At 75.6% G+C, this 19,555-nt stretch carries 20 protein-coding genes; 6 read left to right on the top strand and 14 right to left on the bottom strand.

The features are described from left to right. Positions 1-53: 53 nt before the first annotated feature. Positions 54-530, top strand: coding sequence for a hypothetical protein (locus tag Ae150APs1_RS21445; RefSeq protein WP_139317005.1), 477 nt, complete (start codon positions 54-56; stop codon positions 528-530). A 6-nt stretch (positions 531-536) separates the two neighbouring features. Here Ae150APs1_RS21445 and Ae150APs1_RS21440 read toward each other — a convergent pair whose 3' ends face one another. From Ae150APs1_RS21440 to aroQ, 7 genes are all read right to left on the bottom strand, one after another. Continuing rightward, positions 537-1,442: a PfkB family carbohydrate kinase gene (locus Ae150APs1_RS21440; RefSeq protein ID WP_075299897.1), complete on the bottom strand. Its 906-nt coding sequence runs from the start codon at positions 1,440-1,442 to the stop codon at positions 537-539. Then, the gene (locus Ae150APs1_RS21435; protein ID WP_075299895.1) at positions 1,439-2,884 is read right to left on the bottom strand and encodes a cytosine permease; all 1,446 of its coding nucleotides are present in this window, start codon (positions 2,882-2,884) and stop codon (positions 1,439-1,441) included. The genes Ae150APs1_RS21440 and Ae150APs1_RS21435 overlap by 4 nt, the downstream gene beginning before the upstream one ends. Positions 2,885-2,893: 9 nt before the next feature. Further along, positions 2,894-3,880: an ADP-ribosylglycohydrolase family protein gene (locus Ae150APs1_RS21430; RefSeq protein WP_075299893.1), complete on the bottom strand. Its 987-nt coding sequence runs from the start codon at positions 3,878-3,880 to the stop codon at positions 2,894-2,896. Then, the gene (locus tag Ae150APs1_RS21425) at positions 3,877-4,584 is read right to left on the bottom strand and encodes a GntR family transcriptional regulator (protein WP_075299891.1); all 708 of its coding nucleotides are present in this window, start codon (positions 4,582-4,584) and stop codon (positions 3,877-3,879) included. The genes Ae150APs1_RS21430 and Ae150APs1_RS21425 overlap by 4 nt, the downstream gene beginning before the upstream one ends. A gap of 129 nt (positions 4,585-4,713) precedes the next feature. Beyond that, positions 4,714-5,460, bottom strand: coding sequence for an aspartate/glutamate racemase family protein (locus tag Ae150APs1_RS21420; protein ID WP_075299889.1), 747 nt, complete (start codon positions 5,458-5,460; stop codon positions 4,714-4,716). Continuing rightward, positions 5,457-6,503 carry a leucyl aminopeptidase gene (locus Ae150APs1_RS21415; protein WP_075302382.1) on the bottom strand — a complete coding sequence of 349 codons (1,047 nt, stop codon included), beginning with the start codon at positions 6,501-6,503 and terminating at the stop codon, positions 5,457-5,459. The genes Ae150APs1_RS21420 and Ae150APs1_RS21415 overlap by 4 nt, the downstream gene beginning before the upstream one ends. Positions 6,504-6,602: 99 nt before the next feature. Beyond that, complete coding sequence (gene aroQ, locus Ae150APs1_RS21410; protein ID WP_202968835.1) at positions 6,603-7,205, bottom strand: gamma subclass chorismate mutase AroQ; 603 nt, start codon at positions 7,203-7,205, stop codon at positions 6,603-6,605. Positions 7,206-7,373: 168 nt separating this feature from the next. On the opposite strand from aroQ, the gene Ae150APs1_RS21405 reads away from it, so the two are divergent. Further along, positions 7,374-8,060: a 3-keto-5-aminohexanoate cleavage protein gene (locus Ae150APs1_RS21405; RefSeq protein WP_254850126.1), complete on the top strand. Its 687-nt coding sequence runs from the start codon at positions 7,374-7,376 to the stop codon at positions 8,058-8,060. Next, positions 7,960-8,265 (top strand): 3-keto-5-aminohexanoate cleavage protein, encoded by a 306-nt coding sequence (locus tag Ae150APs1_RS34395; RefSeq protein WP_254850177.1) that lies wholly within the window; start codon positions 7,960-7,962, stop codon positions 8,263-8,265. The genes Ae150APs1_RS21405 and Ae150APs1_RS34395 overlap by 101 nt, the downstream gene beginning before the upstream one ends. A gap of 202 nt (positions 8,266-8,467) precedes the next feature. Here the strand turns inward: Ae150APs1_RS34395 and Ae150APs1_RS32205 are convergent, their stop codons facing one another. Then, on the bottom strand, positions 8,468-8,623 hold the full coding sequence (locus Ae150APs1_RS32205) for a hypothetical protein (protein ID WP_010226402.1): 156 nt from the start codon (positions 8,621-8,623) through the stop codon (positions 8,468-8,470). 214 nt (positions 8,624-8,837) lie between these two features. Between Ae150APs1_RS32205 and Ae150APs1_RS21400 the strand changes: the two genes are divergently transcribed. Next, entirely contained in the window at positions 8,838-10,574 is a 1,737-nt protein-coding gene (locus Ae150APs1_RS21400) for a pyruvate dehydrogenase (protein WP_075302379.1), read from the top strand. A 4-nt stretch (positions 10,575-10,578) separates the two neighbouring features. On the opposite strand, the gene Ae150APs1_RS21395 is transcribed toward Ae150APs1_RS21400, so the two are convergent. Then, positions 10,579-11,766 carry an ROK family transcriptional regulator gene (locus Ae150APs1_RS21395; protein ID WP_083680277.1) on the bottom strand — a complete coding sequence of 396 codons (1,188 nt, stop codon included), beginning with the start codon at positions 11,764-11,766 and terminating at the stop codon, positions 10,579-10,581. A 45-nt stretch (positions 11,767-11,811) separates the two neighbouring features. Between Ae150APs1_RS21395 and Ae150APs1_RS21390 the strand changes: the two genes are divergently transcribed. Continuing rightward, positions 11,812-13,044 carry an MFS transporter gene (locus Ae150APs1_RS21390; RefSeq protein ID WP_083680276.1) on the top strand — a complete coding sequence of 411 codons (1,233 nt, stop codon included), beginning with the start codon at positions 11,812-11,814 and terminating at the stop codon, positions 13,042-13,044. A 17-nt stretch (positions 13,045-13,061) separates the two neighbouring features. On the opposite strand, the gene Ae150APs1_RS21385 is transcribed toward Ae150APs1_RS21390, so the two are convergent. Beyond that, the gene (locus tag Ae150APs1_RS21385) at positions 13,062-14,030 is read right to left on the bottom strand and encodes an aldo/keto reductase (RefSeq protein WP_075302373.1); all 969 of its coding nucleotides are present in this window, start codon (positions 14,028-14,030) and stop codon (positions 13,062-13,064) included. 136 nt (positions 14,031-14,166) lie between these two features. On the opposite strand from Ae150APs1_RS21385, the gene Ae150APs1_RS21380 reads away from it, so the two are divergent. After that, a complete protein-coding gene (locus tag Ae150APs1_RS21380; protein ID WP_075299887.1) occupies positions 14,167-15,693 on the top strand; it encodes an AMP-binding protein in 1,527 nt (508 codons plus the stop codon). On the opposite strand, the gene Ae150APs1_RS21375 is transcribed toward Ae150APs1_RS21380, so the two are convergent. The 4 genes from Ae150APs1_RS21375 to Ae150APs1_RS21360 all read right to left on the bottom strand — a co-directional run bounded on the left by Ae150APs1_RS21375 (position 15,683) and on the right by Ae150APs1_RS21360 (position 19,543). Further along, positions 15,683-16,093 carry a hypothetical protein gene (locus Ae150APs1_RS21375; RefSeq protein WP_075299885.1) on the bottom strand — a complete coding sequence of 137 codons (411 nt, stop codon included), beginning with the start codon at positions 16,091-16,093 and terminating at the stop codon, positions 15,683-15,685. The genes Ae150APs1_RS21380 and Ae150APs1_RS21375 overlap by 11 nt on opposite strands. After that, positions 16,086-17,615: a multicopper oxidase domain-containing protein gene (locus tag Ae150APs1_RS21370; protein WP_075299883.1), complete on the bottom strand. Its 1,530-nt coding sequence runs from the start codon at positions 17,613-17,615 to the stop codon at positions 16,086-16,088. The genes Ae150APs1_RS21375 and Ae150APs1_RS21370 overlap by 8 nt, the downstream gene beginning before the upstream one ends. Before the next feature lie 100 nt (positions 17,616-17,715). After that, on the bottom strand, positions 17,716-18,393 hold the full coding sequence (locus Ae150APs1_RS21365; RefSeq protein WP_075299881.1) for a response regulator transcription factor: 678 nt from the start codon (positions 18,391-18,393) through the stop codon (positions 17,716-17,718). Then, a complete protein-coding gene (locus Ae150APs1_RS21360; RefSeq protein WP_075299879.1) occupies positions 18,377-19,543 on the bottom strand; it encodes a histidine kinase in 1,167 nt (388 codons plus the stop codon). Before Ae150APs1_RS21360 ends, Ae150APs1_RS21365 begins: the two co-directional genes overlap by 17 nt. Positions 19,544-19,555: the final 12 nt, after the last annotated feature.

Raw genomic sequence — 19,555 nt, 5'->3', positions numbered from 1 at the left:
CGCGGTGCCCGGCCGTCGTGCCGGGCCGGGGACAGCGGGATTACCGTGGCCGGGTGCGTCCCCGAACCCGATCCGGCCGTCGCGTGTCCGTCCGGGCCGCCACCGTCGCGGTGGCGGCCCTCCTCGTGCTCGCCGGGTGCGGGACCGGCCCGGCGACCACCCGGACCACCACCGGCGAGGGCACGAGTGCCTCCGACCGCGTCGGCGCCCCCGGCCTCGACGCCCTGCGCACCAAGTTCCGGTTCTTCGCCGAGGACACCTGCTTCGACGGCGATCCGGCGCAGGTCTTCCCGCGCTGCGGGCGGTTCGTCACCGAGATCCGCAACGTCGTCGGGCAGGTCCGCCGGGACGCACCCGCCGCGGCCCCGCAGGCCGACGCCACCGAGGCGGCCGTCGACCGGTTCACCGCGGGCTGCGCGACCGATCCGGGCACGGTCGGCGGCGGCGACCCGGCCACCTGCGGCCCCGCCTTCCGCGAGGTGCAGGAGGCCGTGCAGGGCATGGCGACCGCGGTCGGTGCCCCCGGCTGATCCGCCTCAGGCGGCGAGCAGCGCGTCCACCTCGGCCCGGGTCGGGGCCGTCGCCGGGCCGTGCCGGGTCACGGCGAGCGCCGCGGCGGCGTTCGCCCGGCGCGCGGCGACGGTCCACCCGGCGCCGCGCAGCAGCTCGGCGGCGAGCACCCCGCAGTGCGCGTCCCCGGCCCCGTTGGTGTCGACCGCCCGCACGGACGGCGCCGGGACCTGCTCGGCCCGGCCGTCGCGGACCAGCACGCAGCCCGCGGCGCCGTCGCGCACCACGACCACCGCACCATCCGGGAGCCGCCGGGCGAGCTCGCGGCCCGCGGCGGTGACGTCCGGTTCACCGGACAGCAGCTTCGCCTCCCGGGCGTTGCAGCTGAGCACCCCGGTCGCCGCGAGCATCCGGGCCCACGTCCCGGCCGGGACGTCGCCGACCAGCGGTCCGGGATCGAGCAGCACGGTGCCGGCGGTGTCCGCCGCAGCCTCCACGACCTGGGCGGCCTTGTCCGGGACGAGCAGGCTGTAGCCGGACACGTAGAGCACGTCGTCCGGTCCGGTCGGCGGCAGCCCGCCCGCCAGGCCGGACTCCACGCCGCTGCCGGTCACGAACGTCCGCTCACCGGACGGCTCGACCAGCGTCACGCAGATCCCGGTGTCGCCACCGGCGTCGGGCGGTGCCGCGACCTGCACGCCCTCGGCGGCCAGCGCCGCCCGGACCAGCTCGCCGCGGGGCCCGGTGCCGTGGCCACCGGCGTAGAGCACCGGGGCACCGGCCCGGGCGGCCGCGGCGACGACGTTGAACCCGCCGCCGGGCAGCATCGCGGTGTCCGAGGCCATGACGTCCCCGCCCGGCGGCGGCAGCGCGGGCACCCGCATGACCAGGTCGACGAGCACCTGGCCGGTGTGCACCAGCCGGCCGCTCACCGCGGCTCCCGGGACCCGCCGAGCAGCGCGTACGCCCCGGCCGCCACGACGAAGGTGATCACCCAGGCCAGCCCGTTCTCACCGAACCAGGTCCCGGCCAGCGGCCCGGTGAACCACGGCGCCGACGAGGGACCGACGGTCGCGAACAGGTACCCGGCGACGATCGCGAGCGCCCAGGCCGTGGTCGCCCGCGGCTCGATCCCGGCGCGGTACCAGTAGCGGCTGGTGCGCCCGGTGTCCATCAGCGCGTCCGGGTCGTAGTGGGTGCGCCGCAGCATGTCGACCGCGAACACCCCGACCCACGCGGTGATCGGCACGGCCAGCGCGCTGATGAAGGCGATGAAGGGCGTGTAGAAGCCGTCGGCGACGAGCATGAAGTAGATCGCCCCGGCGAACGTCACCAGCACGTCGACGACGACCGCGTACACCCGCGGGAGCCGCACGCCGAGGGTCAGGGTGGTGAGCCCGGCCGAGTACACCGAGAGGTGGTTGGAGAGCAGCAGGCCGCCGAACGCGGCGACCAGGTACGGGATCGCCATCCAGGCCGGGAGGAGGTCGCGGATCGCGGCGACCGGGTCACCGGCCTCGGCGAGCGCGGGATCACCGGCGGCGAGCAGGCTGCCCAGCGAGATCAGCAGCACCAGCGGGATCCCGGCACCGGCGGCCGCCGACAGCACGAGCGACCCGGCCCGCACCGACGGCGACTGGTAGCGGGGCATGTCGGCCGAGGCGTTCGCCCAGCCGATGCCCGTCCCGGCGGCGATCACGCCGACCGCGGCCACCACCGCACCGGTGGGCGCGGGCGTCGCCGCGGCGACGGCCGTCCAGTCCACGGTGGCCACCAGGAAGCCGCCGACCAGGATGTTCAGCGCCCCGAACACCCAGGTCGCCCAGCGCTGGACGGCCACCAGCACGCCGTGCCCGAGCCCGGCGACCAGCACCGTGCAGAGCACGAACACCGCGATGCAGGCGATCGTGATCACCGGATGGTCCTTCGCCGCCGGGCTGGTACCCGCGACGATGGTGACCAGCGAGAGCAGGGCGAAGGCGGCCGTCGTCGTGTTGACGGTCTCCCAGCCGAGCCGGGAGAGCAGCGACACCAGCGTCGGGCCGATGTTGCCCCGCACACCGAACACGGCCCGGGACAGCGTCAGTCCGGGGGCGCCGCCGCGGCGGCCCGCGATCGAGACCGCGCCGACGATGGCGAACGACCCGACCGCGCCCAGCACGGCGGCGATCACCGCCTGCCAGACCGTGAGCCCGGACGCGACCAGCGTCGCGCCCAGCGGGAGGCCGAGGATCGAGATGTTGGCGGCGAACCAGACCCAGAACAGCTCGCCCGGACGCCCGTGCCGCTCGGCGACGGGGACGGGCTCGATGCCGCGGGTCTCGAGCGCTCCGCCGGCGGTACCGGCGTCGGTCTCGGTGGTACCGGTGGCCATGGCGGCCTCCTATCGGGCGGTGGACCGGAGGTGGAGCAGCCCCGCGACCACGTCGTCGAGGGGGTCGAGCAGCGGTGCGTTGACCCGGCGCACGGTCGCGACGAGATCGGCGGGAAGGCCCGCGGCACCGTGCACCGCGCCGAGGACGGCGCCGCAGATCGCGGCGACCGTGTCGGTGTCCCCGCCCAGCGACGCGGCGGTGACCAGCGCGGCCCGCGGGTCGTCACCGAGCGCTGCGGCCAGGCCGATCGCGGCGACGACCGACTCGGTGGCCGTCACCGAGGTCCCGACGACACCGGCGACGGCGTCGGCGAGGGCGTCCGGGGCGAGCCCGGGCAGCAGCCGGCGGGCGACGACCAGCCGGTCGGCGACCGAGGCCCCGGCCGCCCACCCGCCGCGGCCGGCACCGGCCCGGGCCGCGTCCACCGCGGCGTCCAGTGCGGCGGGGAGCCCCGCACCGGACACCGCGGTGGAGACCGCGGCGGCGATCCCGGGCGCGGTGTGGTGGGTGACGACCGCGGACTCCACGACGGCGTCGAGCAGCCGCGCCCCGGTGCAGGCGATGCCGACGGGGGCGACCCGCATCGCGGCGCCGTTGGTGACGCCGTCGCGGCCGGCCCGCTCGGGGGACTCGCCGTCGGCGAGCCGAGTCAGCGCGAGCTTCGTGGAGGGGCCGAGCAGGTCCCGTGACCCGCGCCGGATCATCTCCTGCTCCCAGTCCTCGAGCGCGGCCGCGAACACCCGCGGAGGCACCCGCCCGTCGTGGGCGACGAGGATCCGGGCGAGCAGCAGGGCCTGCTCGGTGTCGTCGGTGACGGTCCCGGCGGGGAGCTTCGGGGCGATCGGCTGGTCGTCGGCGCCGTCGAGGAGCCGGTCGACGACGCCGTAGCGCTCCGCGATCGCCTCCCGCGACATCGACTGGGTCGGCATGCCGAGCGCGTCGCCGACGGCGAGGCCGAGCAGCGCGCCGAGCGCGCGGTCGTGCTCGCCGCTCACCGGGCGTCCCCGGCCGTCGTGGTGCCGCCGAACGCGAGGTGGAACCGGAAGCGATGCGGGTCGAGGAGGCTGACGACGTGCTCGGCGAGCGCGCCGTCGGCGGTGCGGGTGACCCGCACCGCCCGCAGGAACAGCTCGCCCGGCGTCCGTTCGAGGCGGACGGCGTCGGCGGCGTCGAGGGGTTCCGCCGAGATCCACTGCTCGCCGCCGGCGCCGTGCAGGCCGGCCGCGGCGAGGGTGGCGGTGATGGAGCCGTCGACGAGGCCGCGGACCGGGAGCCCGGCGAGCGCACCGCCCGCCGGGAGCGACGCGGTCTCCAGCGAGACGGGGCGGCCGTCGGCGCGCCGCAGCCGCCGGACGGTGACCAGCGGTCCCTCGCGCTCCGCGACGGCCGGGTCGCCGCCCGCGGTGATGCCGAGCAGCTCGGTGGTGACCTCGGCGCCCGCACCGGCGAGCGCGCGGGCCCAGCCGACCTGCTGGTCGAGCGGCGCCCCGTCGAAGGTGACGAACGAGCCGACCCCGGTCTCGGTGGCGATCAGGTCGCGGCGCTGGAGCTCGGCGAGCGCACTACGCACGGTCCCGCGGGACACCTCGTAGGTCTGCGCGAGCTGGTTCTCCCCCGGCAGGCGCTCGCCGTGCACCAGCAGGCCGGAACGGATCCGGCCGGTCAGGTCCGCGACGAGCCGGGCGCTTGCCCCGGCCACCCTGTTCAGACATGTACAGCACGACGCCGGGCCCTGTCCAGACCCCGTTCACCGGCCCGACCTGCGCGGATCCGGGCACGCCGACGGGCCCGCACCCCGTGTCGGGGTGCGGGCCACGGGCGGCGGCGGTCAGCCGGCCAGCAGCGCCCCGGCGCCGGGGACCCGCGGGTCGAGACCCAGCTCGGTGAGGATCCGGTGGGTGGTCGCGGTGGCCGCGGACAGCACGGGGATGCCGATCTCGTCCTGCACCGGCTGGATCGAGGGCAACGACGGCATCTGCACGCAGGCGCTGAGCACGAGCGCGTCGGCGCGGGTGAGGTCGAGCCTCCGGTGGTGCTCGCGCAGGTCGGCCGGGTCCAGCCGGGCGACGGCGAGGTTGTCCGGCACCTCCAGCGACAGCGCGTCCACGACCTCGACGCCGGCGTCCTCGATGTAGGTGACGACCGCCTTCGTCAGCGGCTCCATGTACGGCGTGATGATCGCGACCCGCCGCGCCCCGAGCGCGGCGATGCCCGACAGCAGCGCGCCGGCGCTGGACACGACCGGCGCCTCCGAGCCCTCGGCCCGCAGCGCCGCGGTGATGTCGTCCTCGGCGGTGCAGTGGTAGCCGGGCCCCTGGGCCATGATCGCGACGAGGCACGCGGTGGCGACGACGTCCGGACGGGCGTCGGCCAGCTCGGTGGCGGCCCGCTGGGCCTGGGCGTTCATCGCGCGCAGCTGCTCGGGGGTCACGTGCTGCATCCGGGCCCGGGCGGCGTGGAAGACGAAGCGGTCGCCGGGCAGCGCGTCCTCGCTGGCACGCAGCATCCGCGGCAGCTCGGTCTCCATCGTGAGGTTCGAGCTCGGGACGATCATCCCGATGTGGTGGTCGGTCATCGGCGGTTCACCGGCCGCATCTCGGGCACGGTGAGCGCACCGGCGTCGACGATCAGCTCGTCGTCGAGGTAGAGGGAGTTGCCGCGCATCGGGATGTCGAAGTGGCAGGCGGTGTCGTTCGGGCCGCCGAGCTCGTTGTTCGGGCCGATGGAGAACATGACGTTGCCGTAGAAGCTGCGCAGCTCCATCCCCATGCCGCCGCCGAACTGGGTGAGCCCGTGCCAGTGCGCGCGCTCGTCGAGACCCCAGCCGACGTGGCTCATGCCGTAGCCGCGCGGGTCGTCGAAGCTCTCGATGTAGGAGCGCAGGAGGTCCGCGTCGAGTCCCGAGGAGCCGGCGCCGCCGCGGATGTCACGGATGAAGCCCTCCTCGATGGTGATCTCCACCGGGGTCTGCACGTAGGTGTTGAACGGCAGCAGCACGTCCCCGGGCGCGAGGACGATCTTCCCGTCGACGCCGGTGTCCGACCCGCCGGTGAACACGAACGCGGCCGGCCAGTGGTCCCAGCGGCCGGGGGTGTCGGTGTAGCCGTACTCGCTCATGGTCGGGTACATGCCGAGCTGGTAGGTGACGTCGGTGCCGTGCGGGCTGGTGATCCGCATGGCCGACGCCTTGGCGAGGAGCTCGGCGCCGGTCTCGACGCGCTCGCGCAGCTCGGTGGTCGGCATCAGCCGGGCGAGCAGCTCGGGCGGCTCGACGGCAGTGAGGATCCGGGTGCCGGCGTCCTGGATCGCGAACTGCTCGGGCGAGAAGAGCAGGAACGTGCAGTCGACGACCATGTCGGCGGCCTTCAGGGCGTCGACGGCCAGCGGGATGTTCCCCAGGCCGGAGTCACCCACCGCCCAGGCGCCGTTCGCGCTCGCCGGGGACGGCAGGCGCATGTGGTAGCCGGTCGCGCCGAGCTTCTGGATCGCCCAGAGGAAGGCGTCGGCGTACTCGGTCCGCTCCGCGCCCCGGGTCAGCACCACGACGGTCTCGCCCTCGTGCACGCCGGACAGGGTCAGCTGCTGCAGACAGATGTCGTTGAACAGGTTCTGGTCCATCGCGACCACCTCCATGGCTCGTCCTGTTAATCCGAGCACGTACTATCCGGGTACGCAAGACCTGGGCGGGCCCGAAACAGGACCGTCACGCGCGGGCGGCTACTCCGGGGTGCCGTCGCAGACCGACATCAGGGCGCGGCCGAGGGCGGCCCGGTGCACGTCGTCGAGCGTCGCCGACCGGGTGACCGCGGCCTGCGCGAGCGACGATGCGCAGTCCTCGTGTGCCCGGGCGGGCGTCGCCAGCTTCAGCGCGGCGACCAGCTCGTCGCCGATCCGGTCGAGTTCCGGGCGCACCTGCGCCAGGTCCACCGGGGCGGGGCGGGCGCCGGGCTGCTCGGTCCAGCGCCGGAGCAGGTCCTCCTGCACCTGGGTGCTCGCCGCGATCTGGTCGGCGAACACCCGGGCGGTCCACTCGGGATCGACGCCGTCGCGGGCCGCGTCGGCGCGGGCGTCGTCGACGACGACCTTCTCCCGGGCCGGGTCGGTGACCGGCTGCCCGGTACCGGCCTTGGCGGCGGCGACGCGGTCGGACAGCACCGCCCGCTCGGCCGCGAGATCGACGACCCGGGTCAGCCCGTCGGCGGGGGCCGCGCCCGCCGGGCCGTCCGTCAGCGGCTCGGGCGGGTCGCCGCACCCGGCCACCAGGGCGACGACCGCGACGGAGGCGGCGACGACAGCGGCACGACGGCGGATCCCGGTCACGCGCAGGACCCTACGACCCCCCACCGGACGGCCGCGCCGCGCCACCCGCCGGTCCGTCCGGGCACGTCCGGCCCGCACCGAGATGCAGGTCAGCGCGAGTCGTCGATCTCCCGGCGACGCCGAGCTGCATCTCGACGAGGCCGGGGCGGGATCGGGATGCTGACCGGCGTGGACTCGACGGTGATCCTCGAAGCGGCCCTGAACGGCACGACGACGCGGGAGCAGAACCCGCACGTCCCCCGCACCCCCGGGGAGGTCACCGAGCAGGCCATGGAGGCGCTCGACCTCGGTGCCGCGATCGTGCACAACCACAACGACGAGCCGATGTTCACCCGGGACGGGGTGCACGCCGTCGAGCCGTACGTGCAGGCGTGGGAACCGGTGCTCGCCCGCCACCCCGACGCCCTGCTCTACCCGACGATGGCGGCCGGCGCCCGGGACGTCCCGGTGCGGCGCCGCTGGGCGCACGTCGAGGAGCTCGCCCGGCGCCGGATGGGCGGGCTGACGCTCGTCGACCCGGGCTCGGTGAACGTCGGCCTGCTCGACGACGGGACCTGTCCCGCGGCGGCCGCGCCCGACCCGTACCAGAACTCGTTCGCCGACACCGAGTACATGTTCGCCCGCACCGCCGAGCTCGGCGCCGCGCCCAGCATCTCGATCTTCGAGCCGGGCTTCCTGCGGACCACACTGACCCTGCACCGGCACGGCCGGGTGCCGCCGGGGGGCGATCGTGAAGCTCTACTTCGCCGACCGGCTGCAGTTCGGGCTCCCGCCGACGCCCGCCGCGCTGGAGGCCTACCTGGAGCTGCTGGAGCCGTCCGGCCTGCCGTGGTCGGTGGCTGTCCTGGGTGGTGACGTCGTCGGGTCCGGCCTGGCGGAGCTCGCGGTGCGGCGCGGCGGGCACCTGCGGGTCGGACTGGAGGACTTCCACGACCGTGCGGGGTCGGCACCGTCCAACCGGGAGCTCGTCGAGGGGGCGCTGCGGGTGATCGAGTCGGCCGGCGCGACCCCGGCCTCCCCGGCCCGCGCCCGCGCCCGCGCAATCCTGGGCGTCCGGTGACATTCCCCGGAATTCATGATCGAGTACCCCGGGAATGACGTCGCGGTACCCCCGGGACGACCGGCGAAACATGAATTCCCGGGCCGATGCCGACCTGGAATGCGAGAGGGGCGTGACTCCGGGGGAATTCCCCGGGACCACGCCCCTCGACCCGTCGCGAGCCGACCGCCACCCGGACCTCACCGGGAAACGATCGGCCTGGTCAGAACCAGGTCTTCCGACCACCCACCGGCTTGCCGATCGCACCGAGGATCACCAGGATCACGCCGATCACGAGCAGGATGCCGCCGAGCGTGGTGAGCAGTCCGATGTTCAGGAAATACCCTACGACGAGCAAGATCAGTCCCAGAATGATCATTCGATCATCCTCCCTTCCGGAATGTGGGTGGAATGTACATCGACATCGCGGGCACTGCACCGCGTGGACCGATTCCGACACGCCGATCGTGATGTACGGGCGGCCGGCGTGACGGGAACCGACCGGCTGCCGCGGCCGGCACACCACACGGCGGTTCGACGAGCGGTGAGCGGGGGACCCTGCACCCGACGGACCGAGTGGAGGGAGCGTGCCGGTGAGCCGCACCGTGGCCGACCAGATGATCGAGCTGCTGCACCAGGCGGGCGTCGAACGGATCTACGGACTGGTCGGGGACAGCCTGAACCCGCTCGCCGACGCGATCCGCCGGGACGGCCGGATCCGCTGGGTGCACGTGCACAACGAGGAGGGCGCGGCGCTGGCCGCGGCCGCCGAGGCACAGCTGACCGGACGGCTCGCCGTCTGCGCCGGCAGCTGCGGGCCCGGGAACACGCACCTCGTCCAGGGCCTCTACGACGCGCACCGCACCGGCGCGCCGGTGCTGGCGATCGCCTCGCACATCCCGTCGGTGCAGATCGGCACCGGCTACTTCCAGGAGACCCACCCGGAGCACCTGTTCGCCGAGTGCTCAGGCTACTGCGAGCTGATCTCCCGTCCGGAGCAGATGCCGCGGATGCAGCGGATGGCGATGCAGAGCGCGATCGCCCGCCGCGACGTCTCGGTGCTGGTGCTGCCCGGTGACGTCAGCGCCGAGCCGGCCACGCACGACACCGGCCACTCGGACCTGGTGACGCCGTCCGGCACCGTCGTCCCGGACCCGGCGAAGGTCGACGAGCTGGCCCGGCTGGTGGACGGGGCGTCGTCGGTGACGCTGTTCGTCGGTGCGGGGATCGCGGGCGCTCGTGACGAGGTGCTCGCACTGGCCGGGGCGGTGCAGGCCCCGATCGGGCACTCGCTCGGCGGCAAGGAGTGGATCCAGTACGACAACCCGTACGACGTCGGCATGAGCGGGCTGCTCGGCTACGGCGCCTGCTACGAGGCCACCCACGAGGCGGACCTGCTGATCCTGATCGGCACCGACTTCCCCTACGACGACTTCCTGCCGCAGGCCCGTACCGTCCAGATCGACGCCGAGGCCGCGCACCTGGGCCGGCGCACGGTGCTGGAGCTCGGCGTGCACGGCGACGCCCGGTCCACGCTGGCCGCCCTGCTGCCGCGGATCACGGCGCGGACCGACCGGAGCTTCCTCGACCGGATGCTGCGCCGGCACGCCGAGGCGCTGGAGAAGGTCGTCGGCGCCTACACCCGGAAGGTCTCCGACCTGCGTCCGATCCACCCCGAGCACGTCGCCGACGTCCTCGACGACGAGATGGCCGACGACGCGATCGCCACCGTCGACACCGGCATGTGCAACGTGTGGGCCGCGCGCTACCTGACCCCCAACGGCCGGCGCCGGATCATCGGCTCCTACCGGCACGGGACGATGGCCAACGCGCTGCCGCACGCGATCGGCGCGGCGAGCGCGTTCCCCGGACGGCAGGTGGTCTCGCTGTCCGGCGACGGCGGGCTCACGATGCTGCTCGGCGAGCTGCTGACCGCCGTCGAGCACGGGCTGCCGCTCACCGTCGTCGCGTACAACAACGGCTCGCTGGGCATGATCCGGCTGGAGATGATGGTCGCGGGCTACCCGTCGTTCCAGACCGACCACGGCCCGGCCGACCTGGCCGGGATCGCCCGTGCCGCGGGCGCGCACGCCGTCACCGTGGAGGACCCGGACCACGTCCGGCCGGCACTGCGCACGGCGCTCGACCACGACGGCCCGTCCCTGGTGGACGTGCGCACCGACCCGAACGCGCTGTCCATCCCGCCGCACGTCACGGCGGCGCAGGTCCGCGGGTTCGCGCTCGCGGCGACCCGCACCGTGCTCGACGGCGGCGTCGGGAAGATGATCGAGCTGGCGCGCAGCAACCTGCGGTCTATCCCGCGGCCGTGACCGCTCAGCCCGCGCGGGCCGCCAGCCCGGCCGGGGAGGTGGCGTGGTCGAGGGCGATGGCCGCCGCTCCCCGCAGGACGCCGTCGGCACCGTGCGCGGCGTCGTGCACCGGGGGCGGCTCGGTCCGGCGGAACGCCATCAGCCCGGCGTCGTAGGCGACGGCGAACGACTCCGGGGCGGCGGCCCGGAGCGCGGGCGCGAGCCCGCCCAGCACGACGACCTCCGGGTCGTGCGCGTTGACCAGGCCGGCCGTGCCGCGGGCGAGCGACGCGGCCGCCGACGTCACCACCGACGTCGCGGCGGCGTCCCCGGCTGCCGCCCGGTCGAGCACCCGGCCGGTGTAGGAGTACGGGTCGTCGGGCTCGGGTTCCCCGAGCATCCGGGCGAGCGCCCGGCCGTCGGTGCCGTTGTTCCAGCATCCCCGGGCACCGCACGCACACTCCAGCGACGGGTCCCCGAACGGCAGGTGCCCGAACTCCCCCGCCGCACCGCGCGCGCCGGTCTGCGGGCGCCCGCGCAGCAGCAGGGCGCCGCCGATGCCTACCTCGACCGTGAGGAACAGCGCCGTGCCCGCCCCGGCGGCGGCGCCGTCGCGCACCTCGGCGACACCGGCGAGGTTCGCGTCGTTCCCGACGAGCACCGGCAGGCCGTGCCCGGCGGCGATCCGGCGGACGTCGAGCGGGCTCCAGCCCTGGCCCGCGCCCTGGGCGAGGTGCTCGTCGACGATCGTGGCGGCGACCCCGATGCCGGTGGCGACGACCGGGCCGGGATGCTCCGCGACCAGCTCGCCGACGACCGCGGCCAGCCGGGAGACGACGGTCTCCGGGTCCCGGCGGGTGTGCCGCCCGGACCGCACGGCGACGGGCTCCCCGTCGAGACCGGCGAGCCCGGCCCGCCAGTCCTCGAACCGGACGTCGACCGCGACGACGGCGGGCCCGCCCGGCGCCGGGACGAGCCGGGTGGTGGGCCTGCCGCGGCCCCCGCACGGCGCGCGCTCCTCGGCCACCCAGCCCAGGTCGCGCAGCCGGCCCGCGATCTCGGTGGCCGACCCGCTGGCCAGCCGCAGCCGCCGGGCCAGCTCGACCCGGGTCAGCCCGGGCTCGCGCCGGACCTCCCGCAGGGCCTCCGCGGTGGCCCGCCAGCGGTCGGTCTCGGCCCGGCCGGGACGTGAACCGGCTGACACCGCCCCCATCTCGTTTGACACCTCCGGGCGCGCGGCCTTTATCCTCGTGACGCGATGAAAAACTACCCCGCGCGCTCCGGCCACTCTCCCACCCCCTCCTCCACCACCGGAAAGCCCGGCCCCGCGCTGTTCGCCATGGCGCTGGGCGGGCTCGCGATCGGCACCACCGAGTTCGCCTCGATGGGCCTGCTGCCGGCGTTCGCCGCCGATCTCGGCGCGACGGTGCCGCAGGCCGGCACCGCGATCAGCGCCTACGCGCTCGGGGTCGTCGTCGGCGCCCCGGTGCTCGCCGTGCTGGGAGCGCGGTGGCCGCGCAAGCGGCTGGTGCTGGTGCTGGCCGCCGCGCTGGCGGTCACCAACATCGCCTCGGCGTTCGCGCCGACGTTCGGCACCTTCGTCGGGACCCGGTTCCTGGCCGGGCTGCCGCACGGCGCCTACTTCGGGACGGCGTCGGTGCTGGCCGCGTCGCTCGTGCCGCGGGAGCGGCGGCCGCGCGCGATCGCGACCGTGATGAGCGGACTGATGATCGCGAACATCGTCGGCGTGCCCGGGGCCACCTGGCTCGGACAGGCGGCGGGCTGGCCCGCTGCCTACCTGGCGACGGGCGCGATCGCCGTCGTCACCATGGCGGCGGTGTGGTGGCTGGTCCCCGACGTGCGCGAGGAGCGCCGCGGCTCGGTCGTCGCCGAGCTGTCGGCCCTGCGCCGCGGCCAGGTGTGGATCACGATGGCCGTCATCGCGACCGGGTTCGGCGGCTCGTTCGCCGTCTACAGCTACGTGACCCCGATCCTCACCGAGGTCTCCGGTCTCGCCGAGGCCGCGGTGCCGCTCGCGCTCGCCGTGTACGGACTGGGCATGACGCTGGGCAACCAGGCCGGGGGCCGGATGGCCGAGGCGGCGCCGGTCCGCACGATCGCGGCCGGGCTCGGCGCGGCGGCGCTGTCGATGGCGGTGTTCGCGGTGACGGCGTCGTCGGCGGTCATGGCGCTGGTGACGTTGTTCGCACTGGCCTTCACGACGACGGCGACGACCCCGGCGCTGGCGACCCGCCTGATGGACGCCGGCCGGGAGGGCCCGACGCTGGGCGCCGCCCTGCACCACGCCGCGTTCAACGTGGCGAACGCGCTCGGCGCGGCGCTGGGCGGCGCGGTGCTGGCCGCGGGCTGGGGCTGGACGTCGCCCGCCGCGGCCGCCACCGTCCTGCCCCTGCTCGGCCTGGTGGCGCTGGGTGTCGCCGTCCGGATGGAGCGGGTCGAGCGGCGCCGGGACCTCGCGCTGGCCGCGTAGCCCCGGCGCCGCGGCGGTCACGCGGCCGGCGCGCTCGCGTCGGACAGCGCGGCCAGCTCGACCGGCTCCAGGGTCAGGGTCAGCGCCGGGAGGACGGCGTCGAGCTGCGCGGTCGTGCGCGCGCTGGCGATGGGCGCGGCGACCGTCGGCTGGGCGCCCAGCCAGGCCAGTGCCACGGCGGGGACCGCCACGCCGCGGGCACGGGCGATCTCGTCCAGGGTGGCCAGCACCTTCTCGGCCCGCGGGTCGGCGAGGTAGGCCCGCGCCCCCTCGGCGCGGGCCCGCGCCATCGGCCCGCTGGTCACGCCGGAGTCGACCGCGGCGGTGTCACCGGCCCGGTACTTCCCGGTGAGGAACCCCTTCGCGAGACCGAAGTACGGGAAGCAGGCGAGCCCCTCGGCCTCGGCGACGAGTGCCTCCTCGGCCTCGTAGCCGCGCTCCATCAGGTTGTAGTGCGGCTGGGTCGCGGTGAACCGGGCCCCACCGGTGCCGCCGGCGACCGCGAGCGCGGACCGCAGCCGGTCCGCGGAGAAGTTCGACGCCCCGATCTCGCGGACCTTCCCGTCCCGGACCAGCCCGTCGAACGCGGCGAGGTAGTCCTCCTGCGGCACCGCCTCGTCGTCGACGTGGGCGTAGTAGAGGTCGATCCGGTCCGTGCGCAGCCGGCGCAGCGAGTCCTCCGCGGCCGCGCGGACGTTCTCCGGGCCGAGCCCCTGGCGGCCGGGGAGCTGCCCGACCTTGGTCGCGAGCACGACCCGGTCCCGCATCCCGGGCCGGGCGGCGAGCCAGTTGCCGATCACCGTCTCGGACTCGCCGCCCGAGTTGCCCTCGGCGGCGGCCATGTAGGAGTCGGCGGTGTCCAGCATGGACCCGCCCGCGCCGACGAACGCGTCGAGCAGCGCGAACGACGTCTCCTCGTCCGCGGTCCAGCCGAACACGTTCGTCCCGAGGCAGAGCCCCGACACCTGGTTCCCGATCGTCGTCATGGCGGGTGGGTACCCCGCGGGCCCGGCGACGAAGCGAGAGGTGTCGATCGGCTCACCTTCCGGAAGCACGGGCCCGTGTCGATCGTTGCGTCTGGTAACGATCCCGTCGGACACGAACCACCTGGAGGAACCACCGATGCCGACCGGCGCGCACACCGACGTCGAGGAACTGCTGGACGCCCTGGAGACCGGACGAGACCGCGAGGCCCTCGTGCACGGCGACCGACGCCTGACGGCCGGTCACGTCGCCGACACCGTGCACCGGCTCGCGCACACCCTCGACGGCCGGGTCGGGCCCGGCCAGGTCGTCGCGCTGCTCGCCGGGAACTCGCCCGAGGCGCTGATCGCGCGCTACGCGGTGAACCTCCTCGGTGCCGGGGTCACCCAGCCGCACGAGGGACTGGCCGCCGCGGCGCAGGCCCGGATCGTCGACGACGTCGAGCCCGCACTCGTCCTCGTCGACGCGGCGCAGGCGGAGCAGGCCGCCGCGGTCCTGGACCACGCGGCGCCGGCCGAGGTCCTGGCGCTGGGCACGGTCGCCGGGCGCGAGGACGTCCTGGCGGAGTCCGCCGCCGCGTCCACCGAGCCGGTCCGCGGGCGGGCCCGCCCGGAGGACGTCGAGCAGATCCGGCACACCGGCGGCACGACCGGCCACCCGAAGGGGATCACCTACACCTTCGACCACCACACCCGCGCGGCCCGGCTGCGCGAGGCGATGGAGCCGCTGACCCCGCAGGGCCCGGCCCGGATGCTGGTCGCCACGCCGGTCGCGCACGCCGGTGGCGGGGTGGCCGACCGGATGCTCACCGGCGGCGGGACGGTCGTCCTGCTCGACCGGTTCGACGCCGGCGACTTCCTCGCCGCCGTCGAGCGCGAGCGGATCACGCACTCGTTCCTGCTCCCGCCGCTGCTGTACCGGCTACTCGACCACCCCGGCCTCGACGAGACCGACCTGTCGTCGCTGCGCTCGCTGCTCTACGGCGGGGCGCCCGCGAACCCCCGCCGGATCGCGGAGGCGCACGAGCGGATCGGGCCGGTCCTCACCCAGTTCTACGGCCAGACCGAGGCCGGCGGGATCAGCATCCTCACCCCCGCCGAGCACGAGAAGCCGGAGCTCCTCGGCACCGTCGGGCGGATCGTCCCGAGCACCGAGATCGCGATCACCGGCGACGACGGCGCCCGGGTCGCCGACGGCGAGCACGGCGAGCTGTGGGTGCACACCGGCACCGAGATGGACGGCTACTGGAAGCAGCCGGAGCTGACCGCCCGCACGATCTCCGACGGCTGGGTCCGGACCGGTGACGTCGCCCGGCTCGACGACGCCGGCTACCTGCACCTCGTGGACCGCGTGAAGGACATGGTGATCGTCGTCGGCGGGCACGTGTACACCTCGGAGCTCGAGGACACCCTCATGGAGCACCCGGGCGTCCGCCAGGCCGCGGTGTTCGGCGTCCCGGACGGCGACGGCACCGAGGTCGTGCACGCCGCCGTGGTCGCGGGCGACCCGGCGCCGTCCGCCGGGGACCTGACCGGCCTGGTCGCCGAGCGCGCCGGGGACATGTACGTCCCCCTGGTCAGCTTCGTCCCCGAGCTGCCCCTGACGGGGATCGGAAAGACCGACAAGAAGCGGCTGCGGGCCGAGCTCACCGGCGTCACGGCCTGAGCACCGGCGCCCGGTCCGCCGTCCGCGCGGCGGGCCGGGCCGGGCGCAACGCCCGCACCGCCACCACCACCTGGGTCACGACGACCGCGATCCCCAGCGGGACGTGCAGCGTCAGGAGCCCCGCGTGCCCGATCGCGACCTGCGCGGTGTCGGCGACGACCAGCACCGCGCTCACCGCGAGCGGCCACACCGGCATCCCGCCCGGCCACACCGCCGGGACCGCGAGCACCGTCTGCACCATCGCGACGAGGATCAGCGAGCCCCCGATGCCGCCGTGCCAGGCCAGTGCCGGGCCGACGGCGTCGAGCAGCGCGCCGGCCGCCCCGACCTGGGCCAGCACGAGCAGCCCGTGGAACACCGCCCACACCCGGAACAGGACGGCGGCGAGCGGCCTAGCCATGGTGGCCGCCCACCCCGGCGGCGAGGGTCCGCGGCACGTCGGCGGTCCCGGGCGGCACCACGACGAACTGCCCCATCATCCCCTGGTCCTCGTGGTGGAGCAGGTGGCAGTGGTACATGTACGGCACCGCCGGGTCGGGGTGGCGGCCGAAGCGCAGGAGCACCCGCGTGGTCGTCCGCGGCGGGACGTACACCGTGTCCTTCCAGCACCGCTCCGCCGCGGGCACCGGCCGGCCCGCGGCGGACAGCACCTGGCCACGCGCGTCGTGGACGTGCAGGTTGTGCGGGCGGGAGTGGACGTTCGCCAGCTCCCAGACCTCCTCCGCGCCGGCGGGGACGACCTCGTCGATCCGGGTCATGTCCATCGACCTCCCGTCGATCGTGTCGTCGCCGAGCTCGAACCTCCGGACCCTCGTTCCCGGCGCGGGCTCCGGGCCGGGCTCGTGCGGCAGCCGGTCCGGCAGCGGCAGTGCGGGCGCGAGCACGGCGGCGGGCCGGATCTGCAGCACGTCGCGGGTGTCGCGGGCACCGATCGTGCGTTCGGTGCCGGACACCGCGCCGAGGTCGTGCGGGACCGAACGCAGGATCACGGGGCGTCCGGGCTCGAGGTCGAGCAGCACCTCGGCGCACTCGCCGGGGGTGAGCAGCACGTCGGGGACCGGGCGCGGGGCCGGGAGCAGGCCCGAGTCGGTGCCGACGAGCACGAGCGGGCGCCCGTCGGAGCGGGCGAACCGGTAGCAGCGGGCCGGTGAGGCGTCGAGCAGCCGCAACCGGATCCGCGCTGTCGTCGCCACCAGGTACGGCGCGACGGTCCCGTTGACCAGCAGGGTGTCGCCGAGTAGGCCGTGGGCGTTGCGGTGCGCCTCGTCGAACGCGCCGTCGGCGGTGAACACCCGGTCGGTGACGACGACGGGCACGTCGTCCACGCCGTAGCGGTGCGGCAGCGGGATGCCGCCGTCTGCGCCGTCCGCGCTGTCGTCGATCACGAACAGCCCCGCCAGGCCGCGGTGCACGTGCCGCCCGGTGACGCCGTGCGGGTGCGGGTGCGGGTGGTACCAGAGCGTCGCCGCCGGCTGGTCGATCGTCCACTCCGGACTCCAGGTGGCGCCGGGCTCGATCGGGCTGTACGGTCCGCCGTCGGCGGCGGCGGGCAGCACCATGCCGTGCCAGTGCGTGGAGGTCCGCTCGGGCAGCCGGCTGGTCACGTGCACGCGGACCCGCTCGCCGCGGGCCGCGCGCAGGGTCGGGCCGCCGAACGGGGCGTCGTATCCCCAGGTCGGGGTGTCCCGGCCGGCGAGGAACCCGCTCGTCCCGGGCGCCGCGGTCAGCCGGAAGGTGCGCACGCCGCCGTCCACCGTGGAGGGTGCGAGCGGCGGGACCGCGAGCGGGCGGGGCACCGGTGCGGGGCGCGGTGCCGAGACGGGGGCACGCGAGCACGACTGCAGCAGCATGCCGCCCGCGGCGGCGCCCGCTCCGGCCAGCGCGGAGGCGAGGAAGCCCCGGCGGGTGAACGCTCTGGTCATGGGACCGAGCCTCGCCGGGACACCGGTCCCGGCGCGTCGGCGCGACGACGTCACCCGCGGCTACGCGCCCGGGCGTACGACCCCGGGACCCGGGCCGGGGTCAGCGCCGCTGCCCCACCAGACCCGTCTCGTGGGCGATGACGACGAGCTGCACCCGGTCGCGGGCGCCGAGCTTGGTCAGCAGCCGCCCCACGTGGGTCCGGGCGGTGGCCGGGCTGATCACCAGCTGGGCGGCGATCTCGCCGTTGGTGTGCCCGCGCCCGACGAGGGCGAGTACCTCGCGTTCCCGTCCGGTGAGGACGGCGAGCCGGTCGGTGCCCGGCGGGGCGGCGGGCCCGTGCCGGGCGAACTCGGTGATGAGCCGCCGGGTCACCGACGGCGCCAGCAGCGCCTCCCCGGCGTGCACGAGGTCGATCGCGCGCAGCAGCGCCACCGGGTCGGTGTCCTTGAGCAGGAAGCCGCTCGCCCCGGAGCGCAACGCCCGGTAGACGTAGTCGTCCAGGTCGAACGTGGTCAACACGATCACCCGGGTCCCGGCCAGCTCCGGGTCGCCGGTGATCACGGAGAGGGCGTCGAGACCGTCGGTGCCGGGCATCCGGACGTCCATCAGCGCCACGTCGGGCCGGGTCTCGCGGGCCCGGCGGACGGCCTCCGCGCCGTCGGCGGCCTCGGCGGCGACCGCGTAGCCGTCCTCGGTCTCCAGCAGCACCCGCAGCCCGGCCCGGATCAGCGGCTGGTCGTCGGCGAGCAGCACCCGCACGTCAGGCACCCGCCGCACCTCCCGCCGCCGGCGTGGTCCGGATCGCGACCGGCAGCTCCGCCGTCACCACGAACCCGTCCCCGTCGGGTGCCGCGGTGCACCGCCCGCCCAGCGCCGCGGCGCGTTCGGCGAGGCCGCGCAGGCCCTGGCCCTCCGGGCGTCCGCGCTCCCCCGCGGGGGCGGGCGGGCCGCCGTCGTCGCTGATCCGCAGGTGCAGCAGGTCGCCGTGCCGGTCGAGCGTGGCCCGCACCGCCGACGCGTCCGGCGCGTGCCGGACGGTGTTGGTGACGGCCTCCCGCACGGTGCCGAACGCGGCCCGGTCCACCTCCGGCGGGAGCGCACCGGCGTCCCCGGCCACGGTCACCGTGATCCCGGCGGCCCGCCCGGCGCGGACGACCTCGTCGAGCCGGTCGAGCCCGCCGGCGTGCCGGTCCCGGGCCGTTCCGTCACCATCGCCGGGGTCGGCACCGGGGTCGGCGGGATCACGCAGCAGCGCGAGGGTGCCGCGCAGCTCGCGCAGGGCGTCGGTGCCGGCGTCGCGGATGCGTTCCAGCGCCGCGACGGCCTCCTCGGGGCGGCGGGCCGCCACGTGCGCGCCCACCCCGGCCTGCACGACGATCATCGAGAGGCTGTGCGAGACGACGTCGTGGACGTCGCGGGCGATCCGCAGCCGTTCCTGCTCGACCCGGCGGACCAGCCGTTCCTCGGCCCGCCCCGCCGACGCCTCGGCGGCCCGGCGCACCGCTCCGACCGCGACACCGAGCGCGACGGTGACGACGATCCACGAGTAGTGGTCGAGGTGCAGCTCCGGCGGCGGGCCGACGATCAGCTGCTCGGTACCGGTCCACGCCAGCACGACGAGGACCCCGGTGAGCACCGCGTGCGGCCAGCTCACCCGGCTGGCGACGGTGTAGACGGCGACCGCGACGAGCAGCGAGGCCGGACCGTCGGGATGGTCGAGCCAGCAGTAGAGCGCCGTCGGCACCATCACCGCGACGAGCACGGGCACCGGGTGGCGGCTCCGCCAGCACAGCAGCAGCGTGGCGAGTGCGATCAGGACCGCGCCCCAGGGCAGCAGCGGGCGGCCGGACGGGTCGGCGAACAGCGCACCGGCGACCGCGGCGGCACCCACGACGAGCGCCACCAGCACGTCGCGCACGGTCGGCATGCCGCGAGGTTA

Origin of the sequence: Pseudonocardia sp. Ae150A_Ps1 (assembly GCF_001932315.1) — a bacterium.
Lineage (GTDB): Bacteria > Actinomycetota > Actinomycetes > Mycobacteriales > Pseudonocardiaceae > Pseudonocardia.
Note: the sequence above shows the minus strand (reverse complement) of the source record. Positions and strands in the feature narration are given on the sequence as shown.

Bases quoted from the DNA above. Each gene is read 5' to 3' on its own strand.
- Ae150APs1_RS21435 (WP_075299895.1), bottom strand. From the start codon at position 2,884: ATGGCCACCGGTACCACCGAGACCGACGCCGGTACCGCCGGCGGAGCG.
- Ae150APs1_RS21420 (WP_075299889.1), bottom strand. From the start codon at position 5,460: ATGACCGACCACCACATCGGGATGATCGTCCCGAGCTCGAACCTCACG.
- Ae150APs1_RS21415 (WP_075302382.1), bottom strand. From the start codon at position 6,503: ATGGACCAGAACCTGTTCAACGACATCTGTCTGCAGCAGCTGACCCTG.
- Ae150APs1_RS32205 (WP_010226402.1), bottom strand. From the start codon at position 8,623: ATGATCATTCTGGGACTGATCTTGCTCGTCGTAGGGTATTTCCTGAAC.
- Ae150APs1_RS21395 (WP_083680277.1), bottom strand. From the start codon at position 11,766: ATGGGGGCGGTGTCAGCCGGTTCACGTCCCGGCCGGGCCGAGACCGAC.
- Ae150APs1_RS21390 (WP_083680276.1), top strand. From the start codon at position 11,812: ATGAAAAACTACCCCGCGCGCTCCGGCCACTCTCCCACCCCCTCCTCC.
- Ae150APs1_RS21385 (WP_075302373.1), bottom strand. From the start codon at position 14,030: ATGACGACGATCGGGAACCAGGTGTCGGGGCTCTGCCTCGGGACGAAC.
- Ae150APs1_RS21380 (WP_075299887.1), top strand. From the start codon at position 14,167: ATGCCGACCGGCGCGCACACCGACGTCGAGGAACTGCTGGACGCCCTG.
- Ae150APs1_RS21375 (WP_075299885.1), bottom strand. From the start codon at position 16,093: ATGGCTAGGCCGCTCGCCGCCGTCCTGTTCCGGGTGTGGGCGGTGTTC.
- Ae150APs1_RS21370 (WP_075299883.1), bottom strand. From the start codon at position 17,615: ATGACCAGAGCGTTCACCCGCCGGGGCTTCCTCGCCTCCGCGCTGGCC.
- Ae150APs1_RS21360 (WP_075299879.1), bottom strand. From the start codon at position 19,543: ATGCCGACCGTGCGCGACGTGCTGGTGGCGCTCGTCGTGGGTGCCGCC.